Annotated in this window: 12 protein-coding genes; 8 read left to right on the forward strand and 4 right to left on the reverse strand. The window is 62.0% G+C overall.

Annotation, left to right across the window (positions count from 1 at the left end):
* Nucleotides 1-208: 208 nt before the first annotated feature.
* Nucleotides 209-1,393, reverse strand: a complete 1,185-nt coding sequence (gene cas1 / locus C1A33_RS10605) for a CRISPR-associated endonuclease Cas1 (RefSeq protein ID WP_133150637.1) — start codon at nt 1,391-1,393, stop codon at nt 209-211.
* A gap of 72 nt (nt 1,394-1,465) precedes the next feature.
* Nucleotides 1,466-2,428: a hypothetical protein gene (locus tag C1A33_RS34125; protein ID WP_133150638.1), complete on the reverse strand. Its 963-nt coding sequence runs from the start codon at nt 2,426-2,428 to the stop codon at nt 1,466-1,468.
* A gap of 654 nt (nt 2,429-3,082) precedes the next feature.
* On the opposite strand from C1A33_RS34125, the gene C1A33_RS10620 reads away from it, so the two are divergent.
* Nucleotides 3,083-3,541 (forward strand): hypothetical protein, encoded by a 459-nt coding sequence (locus C1A33_RS10620; RefSeq protein WP_101831348.1) that lies wholly within the window; start codon nt 3,083-3,085, stop codon nt 3,539-3,541.
* A 3-nt stretch (nt 3,542-3,544) separates the two neighbouring features.
* Complete coding sequence (locus C1A33_RS10625; protein WP_101831349.1) at nt 3,545-5,662, forward strand: DNA polymerase; 2,118 nt, start codon at nt 3,545-3,547, stop codon at nt 5,660-5,662.
* Nucleotides 5,663-5,698: 36 nt separating this feature from the next.
* Here C1A33_RS10625 and C1A33_RS10630 read toward each other — a convergent pair whose 3' ends face one another.
* Nucleotides 5,699-6,415, reverse strand: a complete 717-nt coding sequence (locus C1A33_RS10630; RefSeq protein WP_243407405.1) for a 5-formyltetrahydrofolate cyclo-ligase — start codon at nt 6,413-6,415, stop codon at nt 5,699-5,701.
* Nucleotides 6,416-6,441: 26 nt separating this feature from the next.
* Nucleotides 6,442-7,608 (reverse strand): helix-turn-helix transcriptional regulator, encoded by a 1,167-nt coding sequence (locus tag C1A33_RS10635; protein WP_101831351.1) that lies wholly within the window; start codon nt 7,606-7,608, stop codon nt 6,442-6,444.
* Nucleotides 7,609-7,815: 207 nt separating this feature from the next.
* Here C1A33_RS10635 and C1A33_RS10640 point away from each other — a divergent pair, with 207 nt between their 5' ends.
* The 6 genes from C1A33_RS10640 to C1A33_RS10660 all read left to right on the forward strand — a co-directional run bounded on the left by C1A33_RS10640 (nt 7,816) and on the right by C1A33_RS10660 (nt 12,000).
* Nucleotides 7,816-8,007 carry a hypothetical protein gene (locus tag C1A33_RS10640; RefSeq protein ID WP_101831352.1) on the forward strand — a complete coding sequence of 64 codons (192 nt, stop codon included), beginning with the start codon at nt 7,816-7,818 and terminating at the stop codon, nt 8,005-8,007.
* 86 nt (nt 8,008-8,093) lie between these two features.
* On the forward strand, nt 8,094-8,423 hold the full coding sequence (locus tag C1A33_RS34130) for a recombinase family protein (protein ID WP_133150640.1): 330 nt from the start codon (nt 8,094-8,096) through the stop codon (nt 8,421-8,423).
* 134 nt (nt 8,424-8,557) lie between these two features.
* On the forward strand, nt 8,558-9,607 hold the full coding sequence (locus C1A33_RS10645; RefSeq protein WP_207770251.1) for a Gfo/Idh/MocA family protein: 1,050 nt from the start codon (nt 8,558-8,560) through the stop codon (nt 9,605-9,607).
* Nucleotides 9,604-10,857 (forward strand): DegT/DnrJ/EryC1/StrS family aminotransferase, encoded by a 1,254-nt coding sequence (locus C1A33_RS10650; protein ID WP_101831354.1) that lies wholly within the window; start codon nt 9,604-9,606, stop codon nt 10,855-10,857. Before C1A33_RS10645 ends, C1A33_RS10650 begins: the two co-directional genes overlap by 4 nt.
* Nucleotides 10,858-10,861: 4 nt before the next feature.
* Complete coding sequence (locus tag C1A33_RS10655) at nt 10,862-11,320, forward strand: NUDIX hydrolase (RefSeq protein ID WP_101831355.1); 459 nt, start codon at nt 10,862-10,864, stop codon at nt 11,318-11,320.
* A 467-nt stretch (nt 11,321-11,787) separates the two neighbouring features.
* Nucleotides 11,788-12,000, forward strand: a complete 213-nt coding sequence (locus tag C1A33_RS10660) for a DUF397 domain-containing protein (RefSeq protein ID WP_101831356.1) — start codon at nt 11,788-11,790, stop codon at nt 11,998-12,000.
* Nucleotides 12,001-12,965 lie beyond the last annotated feature (965 nt).

A 12,965-nucleotide genomic window follows, 5' to 3' on the forward strand; every position in this document is an offset into this window, starting at 1 on the left:
CTCCACGGCCACGGCGAGCGGGAAACGACCAGCGGGAAACGTCCAGCGGGGATCGCTTCCCCTGGCCTCCACGGCCAGGCGAGCGGGGGAACGTCCAGCGGTTCCGGTCGTCAGCGACCACGATCAAGCGGGACCGTGCCCGCCGGAGGTACCCGCCCGGGGTTCGGGTCTGGGCTGGTCCAGCGGGAACGGTCGATGCCACGGCCAGTCAGGCGGCGTGGCAGTGCTCGTGGGGTGCCGGTAGTGCCTGCCGGAACCCGTACGGGTCAACGGTGCGGTACTCCCGTTTCCCTTGCGCTGTCCGCATCCTGGTAGCAGTCAGCGGCGTAGTACACCGGATCGGATACGGCGACGATTTCGCGATGATGTGCGTGACCGCTTCGGTGTGTGGTGCGACGGCTCGTGCCCACAATGGGGCGGTAGCGGCCAACGTATGGGTCAATGGTGCTTCCACATAACAGGAACCGGTCCGACTCTCGGAAAAGTCGTGTCGGGTGAAGGTGTGCTCTGCGAGCAGCATCAACAGCCATCCGTCGACTACGGGTCGTACCGTTTCCATCAGGTCCCACACGAGGGAATCCCGGTTGGCGGCATCGTTGTGCAGGTAGCCCATGGTGGGGTCAAGTCCCATCGCGAAACACGACAGGCGGCATTCGGTAGCGGCAATCGTGTAAAGATAGTTGAGCATGGCGTTTATCGGGTTCGATGCTTTCTTAGCGGTCCGTCGTGTGGTCGCACGCGAGTTTCTGGAGTCGAACCGGTGCCAGTGGTCCGGAACAGAGCCACGGTCTGTCTTGCAGAATCGGATATCGACGTCGGACCATGCCCCGAAGTAGAGTGCAGCCGCTTCCCCTTCCATCTCGCGGCAGCGTTCCGGTGTTCTCGCCATGCGGATCTCTGCCCGACCGGCACGACGAAGAGACGAGGACACGGAACCATCATCGTCGGTCAGGTACTGGTCGACCACGTCGGCGGACAGTTCTAGTTTCTCCGCTAGCAGCGTGTGACAGACAGCGAGGCCGGTTTTCGTGTCTGCTGCGAGGGCTTGCGCCTTGCGTAGCCGTCCGTCGTTCGCGGCCAGGCCGGTTTGTGTGTAGGTCGACGTCGACAGTATCCGCCCGTCCGGATGGATCACGATGACAGGGATACCGAGGTCGCTGCACCAGTGCATGGCGGACAGGGTGACGGTACCGGACTCGCCGATAATCATGATCCTGCGCAGGCCGTGCCCGGCGCGCGGGTAGCGGCGTATCCGGGGCTCGCCGTTCCACCGGTCGGAGATCTCCAGGTGTCCGCGTACCACCTTCATACTGAGCCCGTGCCCGTCGCAGACGGCCACACCGTGAACGTCTTGCGCGCTGTCGTGAGTCGGGTCTGTGAGAGTTTCGGTCACGGTACCGGCCTTTCTCGGACGGTTCGGTATCCAGCTCGTGCGTGGCGGTGGTGGCTCGCCGTGCCCGGCCACCTAATCTGTCTGGGACCTTTCGTGAAGTGACTGTGTGATGCTTTCCAACTGGTGGAGTTCCAGTTCGGTCAGGAAAGTAGCGAGAGCGGCGCCCCACACCATGGATAGCTGTTGGACCTCCGGCTCATCCGCCATGTTCCCCATCAGTGTGTGCGTGATGGACAACCACGGATACATGAGCCTGGCGTTACGAACGATGCTCGGGATCGGGGCGGTCTGGATAGCGACCCGGATTTTTTCACCATCCAACGTCGACAGCTTCCGGGTCAGCCGCCCCATCTGCTCGTCACCGATGTCACGACCCGAATCGATACCCGCGAGACCATGCGCCGTTCTGAGAACCGTTTCGGCGTTCTGTGGGGTTGAGCCGCCATGAACGAGCATGCCGTCCGCGACGACCTTAACCTCAGTCGACTCGGGTTCCGGATGGCAAATATCCATCGCGAGCGCAAGATAACCCAATGATGGATCACCGGTGACCGCCTTACTGATGGCCCGACGTCGCGAGGCTTTCCGTGGATGCTGCCCATCCGCATGGGGCCTTTGCGCGGCAGCATCCCGCACGTGTTGGATGGCCGCCATCGCCCGGGGATTGTCTCGGGTCCGCGCCTTGCCCACCAGATCACGCGCGGCCTCTATCGCATCGCTCCCGCTCGGTTGCGCATCATTCCAACCCATGACCGCGAGGATATCGTCACGAAGACGTTGCTCCGGAATCATTTCATGGTGCCCCCGGTAAGCCATAGCGGCGAGAACGCCAGTCTTCTTATTACGACCCGGTCTCACGACTGCCGACAGATCCATAAGATAGTAGACGAGATCATCCGACAACGGCGGTTTTGGTCTGAGTACATAGCGTTTAGCAATCCAGGTCTCTACCTGTCGCGGGGTGATCGCCACCTGGTAGGCGGCACACGCGGCAACAGCGTCAGTGACGATCTTCGAGGGTGCTTGGTGAGCCATACCAGAGTTTATCACTGAACCATGGTATGTGATCTGGGTCTCTTCGATCCGGATATACCAGAGTTACCCACGGCAGAGCGACAGGCCGATTACCGACTGTAGACGTATGACGCAGCAACCACGCACCGGCACCGTCGAGGCCGACCCGCTCCCGCAGGGTTCGCCTGGCGGTCCCGGCACCGTCGAGGCCGACCCGCTCCCGCCCGTCGTGCCGATCGTCCCGGGGGGTTGGTGGTGGTCTCAGGTGTTCTCTTGAGGGCTAGTTAAGAGCGGCTGTGAGCCGCTGACGCCGGACATCGAAAGCGATCGACCACCCACCACAAGAAACCCCCGTCCGGTCGACTAGCAGCGACCGGACGGGGGCACGCGAAAGGGAATGGATGATGACAGGGGAAGTGTACCGTGACACGCGGTCTGGAGACGTCAACCCGAACGTTGAGACGGTACGGCGCCGTAACCGGGAGCTGATGCGGTCCGCGCTGGAGTGGAAGAACCAGCGCCAGGCGATGGATTCCGTCCGTAAGCACGGGTTGCAGGTCGGGGGTATTCGCGGGAAGCCGTTCTCCGACGCGATTTCTCATGGTTACCGCACGCTTGAGCAGGTCACCGCGGCTGGTGCCCCTGTTCCCTGTGACTATCTGATCAGGGGTTCCGATGGCCGCGAGGCCGCGTAAGCCGTGGGTGGATCGCGCACCCGCGCAGCAGAAAAGGCTACTCGCCCATTTCGAGAAACAGAACGGCTGGACAGAAGCGCAGACCATCGCCCATGTCGAAGGGGGCGGGGAGCTTACCGCGGCTCGCGGGCACGGAACCCGCGAGCGTGAACAGATGCACGCGCATCAGCGGTATCTCACCGGTAAGTACGGTCCCATGGACCTGCGCGGCGACCCGGAGATTACCCCTCAGATGCTTATCGACGCACGCAGGCAGTACGGCGATGAGTGGCTCACGCAACGGTTGGAGAAGATGGCCCATGACTATCGGACATCCGCACGCGGGAAATATCCGCACGCTGGTGATGACGAATACCGCCGGAAGTCCGACCGGATCTTGTATGAGGCGGGGTCCAACCCGTTCGCCCCCCTATTCTGGTACCACGGGAAGTTTGGATAGATCATGAATGCCGATGAATACCGCGCTTACCGTCGTGAGATACAGCGCGCCTACCGCGAACGTGGTGGAGACACGCTCAAAGAGAGCGAGCGCAACGCCAGGCGTGCCCGTCGCGCCACTCCGGAAGGTCGCGAGCAACGGCGACGCGAGAAGCGCAGCAACTATGCGGCGAATGCCGGTACGGCGCGCCCGTCGGCCTCATTTATTGGGATCGATGGTGAAGGCGGCAATGATGCGGAAGGGCGCCATCACTATTATCTTCTGCGTGCGGGAGATCGGGCCTTGGAAACCGGGGCGCCGTTGACATGGGAAGATTGCCTTTCATTCATGGCCGATCTGGCCCCGTCGAATATTTATGTCGGCTATTTCTTCGACTATGACGTGTCGATGATCTGTGCTGGTCTACCGGAGCAGAAGATTAGGCGCCTGTTGAATCGGCCGGAGCGGTTCCGGACCATGCGGGACGGCAGGACGTACGCGACTCCTGTCCCGGTCGACGTCGGAATATTCGAGATCGACTATCTCCCGGGGAAGTTCTTCAAGGTCCGACGTAGCACACCGGCAGGCGTCAAAAACAGGCCCTATGTCGAGATCTCCGACGTCGGCCATTTCTTTCAACAGAGCTTCGTGAAGACCTTGAATGATTGGAATATCGGCACGCCGGAGGAACGCGAGAGTATCGCGATCGGGAAGGATGCCCGTAGCGAGTTCGGTGGAGTCACCGAGGACATCCGTATCTACAACGGGCTAGAGATCGCGTTGCTGGAACGGCTCATGAACAAGTTCAGGGCCACCTGTAGTGCCATCGGATACCTGCCCGCGAAATGGCAGGGACCCGGTAGCCTTGCCGCTACTCTGCTGCGCTACCATCAGGTAGCTGTCAAGACGGAACTTCCTTACTGGGATAACACCCGGTTGTGCGAGGATGCGAACGCCACCTACTACGGCGGAAGATTCGAGACGAGCGCGGTCGGTAACATACCCGGTCCGGTCTACAACGTGGACATCAACAGCGCCTACCCGTACGCGCTTACACAGGTCCCCTGTTTGGTTCATGGCCGCTGGGAGCACACAGGCCGGAAGCCGACCTCCGATCTGTATTTCGCGTCGGGTTCGTTCACAGCGACCGGGCCGGCGGCATTTTACGGCCTCCCGGTACGGAAACCCACCGGCGGGGTTATGTTTCCCGCCACGGCCGGCAACGGCTGGTACTGGTCCTTTGAAATCGAGGCCAGCAAACACCAGAAGTTTCGGATCAAAGATAGCTGGACCTATCATCGCGAGTGCACCTGTGACATGTTCCCCTGGGTTCCGGGCCTGTACCAGGAACGATTGAAGCTGAAGAAGGACAGTCAGGGAAAGGTCCTCAAACTCGCGTTGAACAGCCTGTACGGGAAGATGGCGCAACGCACGGGAGCCGCGCCGTACAACAATTTTATTTGGTCGAGTTTCATCACCGCCTACACGCGTACCCAGCTACAGAAGTTCATTCACTCGCTCCCGGCCTGCCAGGCTGGAAACTGCGGCGCTGACGTGTGGATGCTCGCCACCGACGGCATTTTCTGCTCGGCGCTTCCCACTGGTTTCACGTCGACGAAGCAGCTCGGAGGATGGGATCTAAAAGAGTACCCCGCGGGAATCTTCATCGTCCAACCAGGTTTGTATTTCGGTGGGGCCACAGAGAATCGAACCGACCGGCGACCCCCGAAGACGCGCGGAATCCCGATGAACAGGGCGCTAGAGAGCGAGGATCGTCTACGGTCAGCGTTCGAGTTGGCCTACGCCAGCGGCGACCCGAAAGCTGAAGGGGTCCCTATCCAGCTCCAGGCGTTCACCGGTCTACGGTTGGGAATGCACCGGCGGGCACCCGCGACGATCGGCCAGTGGAGAACCGAGGAACGGCGCATCTCTTTCGACTGGACTTCCAAACGGAAACCCGTCACGGTTCGGGATGACGGGTTCCTTCGCACCTTCCCCGAGGATGGGGACCCGCTGCTGATGAGCCTGCCCTATGACAAGAACCTCGCTACGCTGCTGGACCGTGGTCGCCTACTCGCAGCTTATGACCAACCCGATTTCGGCTCTGAGATCATGAGCCTGGAAAATCCGGAGGTCGTGTGACGGGAAACAAGATGAGAACACTAATATCAGTCCAAACTATGAACCCCTTGTGATTCTCCGCGCCCCCAACACTGGTATTGCCGCAATCTTCTCTGTGCTCAGGTGCTCCCATATTACGCCGGTGGGGCGCCGCGGCGGCCCGCACTGGATAACCTCGTTAGGCGTAACAATCAGGTCCACGGAGAAGTCGTGTTCAGTTTCCGGCAATGGCTCATCAACGACTTGCAACGTATGCACGGTGGTCACGATGGTTGTGTCCGGCCCTATAAGACCGGCTTCTTGAAGTAGCGCAACCTCGATGTCCGAGTAGCCTGCGCCCTTTCCAAGACGTACTCCCTGCCGATTGACGGCCACGCTGCCACATACCACCAGGTCAACCGGCTGCATTTCCTCGACGCTGACTTTGCGCGCGACTCTTGCCGCTACTTCCTTGGCTGCTGCCTCGGCGGGCGGCACGGTGAGGGACTTCGGGTCAAGTAGATAGAACGGTAGGGCGTCGGCCAGCATAGGCACGGCCATGTAGACGAGCTTGCCGTCCGTGAGTGCACGGGCTCGTACTGGGAGCTGTGCCTTGTCTGGCACGGCCTTGACGACCTGCGCGGGTTCCCAGATCGGGAGCGTAGCAAGCCGGTCAGCGGCCTCTTCCGCCCCAACGAAGGCCGGAATCCGCCCCTGGACGCCACGCGCGACTGCATGGGCCTCTTCGAGAAGAATCCAGACTCGTTCCCGAACGGCCTGCTTCGCCTGGTCCACGCCTACATTAGTCATACCCGGGCTCCCTATGCCGCTGTCATCAGACTCAGCAACCGGTCATACACGTCTTGGACGACCGGCAGCGCACGCCATTTCCGCAGTTCACGTCCTGCACCGAACACAATATTCAGTCCACCACCGCCCCATGTAACCTCGATCACGTCTATGGCTTCGTGCAGCCGTGCCGCTGCCGTTTCGAGGTCGTCCTGACGGATCGCAGCGAGGGTCAGGTTTCCGAGAACAATGGCCCGTGACTTCGAGCGATCATGCAACTCTCGCGCGGTCTCTTCAAGGATCGGCTGTGCCCGCTTGGCGTCCTTGAGAAAGAGATAGCAGGAACCCGCGAGCCGGCCGAACTGCGTAGGTGAGTACAGGTCGATCGCCGCGTCGGTGGGTTCGATCTGGCCAAATTGGGCCTCCGCTTCCATCAGAGCTTGCTCGCAAGGCCGGAGTTGCCCGAGCATGGCGTTCGCTTCGGCGGCATGCAGCGCAGCCAAGCCGGTCAGTACCCGACTGGTGCCCTTCGTCGTCTCGGCGGTCTGCGCGGTGAGGTCGAGTCCGGCGCGTGGGTCACGCTCTCCGTAGAGCGCCACGAAGCTCTTACGCAGCAGGGCGAGCCCTTCGGCTACCGGATCGCGGAACTGCCGGGCAGCCGTCACGGCCTGATCGAGATACCTGTGTGCGGACGCATGATCACGCCGTTGCGAGGCGTCCCACACGAGCTGTCCCATGAGGGTGGCCGCCTCGGCCTCCACGGCGTACAGCTCCCGCCGGACCCGGCCGCTGGCGGCATTGGCGCTCAGGAAGCTCGCTCGTCCGAGGCACTGTCCGGCCTCGGCAAGTAGCGCGGTTGACGGCGCGCGGTCGTAGCGCTCGTCAAGCTGTTGTACCTGGTGTCGAAGGTGTCCAACGCTGACCAGATCGACGCTTGCGGGGTGCCTGAGTGCGAAGTCCACGCGGTCTGCTGTCTCCATGTCGCTCGGGTCACCCTTGGCAAGCAGGCTGTCGAGCTGCTCAAGTGAGACTTGGAGCGTCCGCGCGATCTTGGGCCTGAGCCAGGGCTGCGGCTCGCTCTCGCCGCTCTCCCAACGGACGATAGTGGAACGCTCGACCCCCACACGTTCAGCAAACAGTTCTTGGCTGTAGCCCACGGCCTTTCGGCGGGCAGCGAACCGCTGCCGCTTGGACGCCATGCCGGACCTCCCACCCTGGCTATCTGACCACAGCTTGGCACAGTATGTGCAGGTCAGGCGGGTCGATGCGTCAGTCTTGCCGCATGTTCGGCTCGCCCTTGCTGTGGTTTCGCCCGGCTACTGCCGGTTACCTGAAGGGTATGCGATCCGCGGCGTTTGAGCAGCAGCGATTTCGCCCCGGTATCTGGCCAACGGAGGCGAACCAGCATGGATCTCGCGGACGGAGCGACCACGCTCCCTACGATCGACTACTACCCGCCCGAGATTGCCCAGCTCTGCGCCGTAGCCGCACGGGAGATCACCGAGCACGAGAACGTGAGGGGTCTGTGCGTCATCTGCGGCTCGGTGTGGCCGTGCGGGCGTGCGGTGTTGGCAGAGCACAACCTCGCAGTGATCTGACCGTCTTGCAGACCGACAGAATCGGTAACGCTAGCAACCCCTTTGAGCCCGTCGCCGGTCATATCTCCACGTTATGAGGAGTGCCTATGCGACCGCTGTTACTCGGCTATCTCAATCCCAGACCATTTACGTCTGCTGGTGAGCTCGACGCACTTAAGAGGGAACTCGCAGCCTATGCCGATAAAGAGGACTTCACGCTTGCCGATATCTACATAGAACAGATCGGCGTATGGGATTCGGCGTTCAATGCGCTTATCGAAGCGTGCAAGCGGGACGGGGTTCAAGTAGTCGCGGTGCTCACCCTCTATCACTTGGCGCGCCTTCCGAGACTACAGCGCGCCATGAAAGAACACCTGGAACGTGAGACCGGGGCCCAGGTGCTGGTCATGTATCCGACCCCAGAAGGAGTGGGATGACGCTTGCATCAGAAAGGAGGTATCGAGTTGGGGGGGCAACTACGGTCATCTGCCCAGTGCGAGAAGTGCGGATGAGATCATTGCGACAATTGCGGACCCGTTTCCGGGTTCATCGACCGAAGGTTTCTCTTGACATGGGGCTTGAACTCGAATCGTCGTGGCTTCCAATCAATATCAATCGGGAGCGTCGTATGAAGCTTCGTGCGGGCGTCGTCGGCCTGGGTAAGCAGGCACTCGAAGACCACATTCCGGGCTTGCACGCTTCGGACGGCGCGAATCTGGTAGCGGTCTGCGATGAGAATCCGGAAGTCGTTCGTGGGCAGCAATACGAGCATCGAGTACAGGGCTATACCGACTATCGTGAGATGTTCAAGGCCGAGAATCTTGACCTCGTCGTGGTTTGCGTACCACATCACGTCGGCCGGGCGGTCATAGAGACGGCGGCCGAGCACAACGTGCACATACTCAAAGAAAAGCCGTTCGCCACCAATATGGCGGAAGCGCAAGCGCTCGCGGATATCTGCAAACGGAGCGGCGTTCAGCTCATGGTGACCTTGCAGCGCCGCTTTAACCCCATATACACGAGCTTTACGCAACTGGCCGACCAGATTGGCACGCCATTCGTGGTGGACGCGCAATACACGTTGCATATTGCCGACCCTTCCGAAGGCTGGCGCGGCAAGACTGCTAAAGCCGGGGGTGGCTGCGTCATCGATATGGGTTATCATCTGATCGACATGATCCTGTGGTACTTCGGCCTACCTGATCGGGTACTCGCAGATATCTCGGTCAGCGCGCGGCCCGATCGTGAATATGACGCCGAGGACACCGCGCTCATTCACTTCGCCTACGACAGCGGCCTGTACGGCTCGCTGCTGCTCTCGCGTTTCATCGGACCCAAAGCCGAACAGATTCGGCTCGTGGGGTCCAAGGGCATCGTGCATCTGGAGCGTGGCCGGATTCGTCGCCTGAACAACAATGGCGAGGCCATTGAGTCGCTGTCCCGTGAACAATCTTGGCCTTCGGCGGCAGCCGGTCAGATCGACTACTTCTGCCGTGTCATCGAGGGTTTGCGGCCAAACGTCAGTGGCCCGAAAGAGAATCTGTCGCACATGAGCTTCATTGCGGCCTGCTACGAGTCCGCGCGGACTCACACCTACATCAATCCGAAGGAGCTGCTGTGAGTTCGCCCCTCGCCCTACTCGGCGGTAAGCCGACCATCCCCGAATCGACGCCACACTTTACCTGGCCACCGTTGACCAACGGCACCACCAAGGCTGTGCTTGACCAGCTCGCGAGCGGCATCTCGATCTACGATCGCTCTGGCGTCATAGCGCAACTCGAAGACGCACTTGCCGAGTATTTCGGCGTCCGGTACGCGGTCCTCACCAGCTCGGGAACAGCGGCGCTGCACTCCATGTACGCGGCCTGTCGGGTACGACCGGGCGACGAGATCATCGTACCCGCCTATACATTCTTCGCCACGGTGACGCCGCTATTGCACCTAGGAGCCACACCAGTTCTGGCGGACTGCGACGCGAACGGCAACCTCGATCCACGTGACGTGGCTGAAAAGATCACCGATCGTACTTTCGCTATCGTGGTCACGCATATGTGGGGTACGCCAGCCGACGCGTTCGGCCTGCGTGCGCTGGCCGAACGTCATGGCATACACCTGCTCGAAGACCCCTCGCACGCCCATGGGGCGAGCATGGCCGGGCAGAAGACGGGGACGTTCGGGCGAGCGGCAGCTTTCAGCATGAACGGACCAAAGCCGCTCTCGGCTGGTGAAGGCGGCTTCGTGCTGACGGACGTAGAGGATGTATATTACCGAACCCTGCTGCACGGCCAGTACAACAAACGGTGCCGGAACGAACTGCCGAAAGATTACCAGCTCGCTCCTTACGGCGTGACTGGCATGGGCCTCAAGCACCGGATTCACCCTTTGGCCGCAAGTATCGCACTCGATCAGCTCGGGCACCTGGACGAATACCTTGCCGGACGCGCACGCATCGCGGCCTCGATGATTGAACAGCTTGACGGCATGCCGGGCATCGCCGTACCTCGGCTCGGGTCAGACGTGCGCTCGTCGTGGTACGGACTGATCCTGCAATATCGAAGCGAGGAGCTTGACGGCCTGTCAATTGAGCGGTTCTACGAAGCGCTACACGCCGAAGGCTGTATGGAAGTAGACCGGCCAGGTTCGACCGGTCCGTTGAACCTGTTTCCGCTCTTTCAGAATCCCGGCCCGTTGTTCCCGCACTACGAGGGCAAGTTCAGCTACGCCCCTGGCGATTTCCCGCGTGCCGAAGAGATTCACCGCAACACACTCAAACTGCCAGTCTGGCACCGAGAGGAGGATATGCCATTGGTCGATAGATACATGGCGGCATTCCGGAAAGTCGCTGACCATTACCGCGACCTGCTAGAATGATGCGATGATGGACGCCTCCCTACTTGAAGAGATTACCGCGCAAGCCGAAAGCGACGAGGTACAACAGCTCGTCGTGGGCGCAGTGGTGCAATACGACGGTAAGGTGCTGCTTCTCAAGCGCCCGGACGATGACTTTATGGGTGGTATTTGGGAGTTGCCGAGCGGAAAGGTCGATCCTGACGAAAGCCTCGATGAAGCCTTGATTCGGGAAGTTAAGGAAGAGACCGGGCTCGATGTAGTGAGCATTGGTGAATATCTCGGCTGTTTCGATTACATGAGCGGCAGCGGCAAGAAAAGTCGGCAGTTCAATTTTGCTGTGGACGTGATGGCATCTGAGCCGGTCGAGCTAACCGAGCACGATGTCTACACTTGGTCAGTGCTCACGGAGGAACCCCCGGTCACGGATGCAGTCAAGGGCGTGCTTGTGGAATACCGGGAACTGGCGGAGCGTGTAGACGATTGATTCGATGGCTACCGACATCCCCGCGCCGTTCCTCGCGGAACTGGGGCGTCGTCCGAGGCGCACTTGCAGGGTGCTTACCATTGCAAGCGCCCTGCAAGTCCCCGGGTCGGCCGATCGGGCGGAACCGCTCGCCGCTCGCCGCTCGGCTCCCCGCTCACCGTGGCCGTGGAGGCCGGGGTAAGCGGTCCCCGCTCGACGGGACGATCCCGGCTGGACGTTCCCCGCTCACCCTGGCCGTAGAGGCCGGGGGATGCGATTCCCGCTGGTCTCTCTCCCCGGGGTCCGCTCCCCGGTCTGCTGACCGCTCGCCCTGGCTGTGGAGGCCGGCGGGTGGCGGTCCTTGCTGGACGTGCCGGGGTCTGATGCCGGGTCCGCTGGTCGTAGGTTTGTGCGAGTATCTGGGACGCAGCCCTTGACGAGTCCTCAGTAAAGGACTTGATTTCTCAGACCGCGAGGGAGATAGGGAAATGAAAGAGTACGACTTTTCTGACGCGATATGGCGCAAGAGTAGTCACAGCAATGCGGAGAGAAACTGTGTGGAGGTCGCTTTTCTCGGAGACGGGTCTGTCGCGGTTCGCGACAGTAAGGACTCGGGAAATGGGCCGACGTTGATCTTCACGCCGGGCGAATGGACAGCCTTCATGGGTGGCGTGATCGACGGCGAGTTCCAGCGGCCTTAGAAGCCTGAACCGCCGGACGGCGGTGGACAAGGCTGGCGTGCACTCGCAGCCTCTCCGTGGCCGTGGCCGTGGCCGTGGCGGGTGGGGCCTCCCGCTCGCTGGACCGTTCTCCGCTCGCCGTGGCTGTGGAGGCCGGGCGGAAGCGATCCCCGCTCGCCGTGGCCGTGGAGGTCGGGGGAAGCGATTCCCGCTCGCCGGTCTCCGCTTGACTGGTCGTTCCTCGCTCGCCGTGGCCGTGGAGGCCGGGCGGAAGCGATCCCCGCTGGACGTTTCCCGCTCGGCTGGTCGCTTGCCGTGGCCGTGCCCGTGGAGGTCGGGCGGCAGTGGACGTCCCCCGCTGGGCGTTCCTCGCTCCCCGTGGCCGTGGAGGCCAGGGAGAAGCGTCCCCCGCTCGGCTGGTGGTCGTTCTCCGCTCGCCGTGGCCGTGGAGGTCGGGGGAAAGCGGTCCCCGCTCGACTCGACGTTCCCCGCTCACTGTGGCCGGTGGAGGCCGGGCGGGAGCGATCCCCGCTCGGCTGACGATCCCCGCTGGACGTTTCCCGCTGGTCGTTTCCCGCTCGCCGTGGCCGTGGAGGTCGGGCGGTAGCGTTCCCCGCTCGGCTGGACGAACCCCGCTCGACGTTCCTCGCTCACCGTGGCCGTGGAGGCCAGGGGGAAGCGTTCCCCGCTGGACGGTCTCCGCTCGGCTGGTCGCTCGCCGTGGCCGTGGTGGCCGGGCGGAAGCGATCCCCGCTCGGCTGGACGTTCCCCCGCTCGACGTCCCCCGCTCGCCGTGGCCGTGGAGGCCAAGGGGAAGCGTTCCCCGCTCACCGTGGCCGGTGGAGGCCAGGGGAAGCGATCCCCGCTCGACGGTCCCCGCTGGTCGTTCCCCGCTCGGCTGGACGATCCCCCGCTGGTCGTTCCTCGCTCCCCGTGGCCGTGGAGGTCGGGCGGAAGCGTTCCCCGCTCGGCTGACGATCCCCGCT

The organism is Frankia canadensis (assembly GCF_900197875.1).
Lineage (GTDB): Bacteria > Actinomycetota > Actinomycetes > Frankiales > Frankiaceae > Frankia > Frankia canadensis.

What these genes read in the sequence shown, in the direction of transcription:
- C1A33_RS34125 (WP_133150638.1), bottom strand. Translation starts at nt 2,428, where the DNA reads ATGGCTCACCAAGCACCCTCGAAGATCGTCACTGACGCTGTTGCCGCG.
- C1A33_RS10620 (WP_101831348.1), top strand. Translation starts at nt 3,083, where the DNA reads ATGGCCGCGAGGCCGCGTAAGCCGTGGGTGGATCGCGCACCCGCGCAG.
- C1A33_RS10625 (WP_101831349.1), top strand. Translation starts at nt 3,545, where the DNA reads ATGAATGCCGATGAATACCGCGCTTACCGTCGTGAGATACAGCGCGCC.
- C1A33_RS10635 (WP_101831351.1), bottom strand. Translation starts at nt 7,608, where the DNA reads ATGGCGTCCAAGCGGCAGCGGTTCGCTGCCCGCCGAAAGGCCGTGGGC.
- C1A33_RS10640 (WP_101831352.1), top strand. Translation starts at nt 7,816, where the DNA reads ATGGATCTCGCGGACGGAGCGACCACGCTCCCTACGATCGACTACTAC.
- C1A33_RS34130 (WP_133150640.1), top strand. Translation starts at nt 8,094, where the DNA reads ATGCGACCGCTGTTACTCGGCTATCTCAATCCCAGACCATTTACGTCT.
- C1A33_RS10645 (WP_207770251.1), top strand. Translation starts at nt 8,558, where the DNA reads ATGGGGCTTGAACTCGAATCGTCGTGGCTTCCAATCAATATCAATCGG.
- C1A33_RS10655 (WP_101831355.1), top strand. Translation starts at nt 10,862, where the DNA reads ATGATGGACGCCTCCCTACTTGAAGAGATTACCGCGCAAGCCGAAAGC.
- C1A33_RS10660 (WP_101831356.1), top strand. Translation starts at nt 11,788, where the DNA reads ATGAAAGAGTACGACTTTTCTGACGCGATATGGCGCAAGAGTAGTCAC.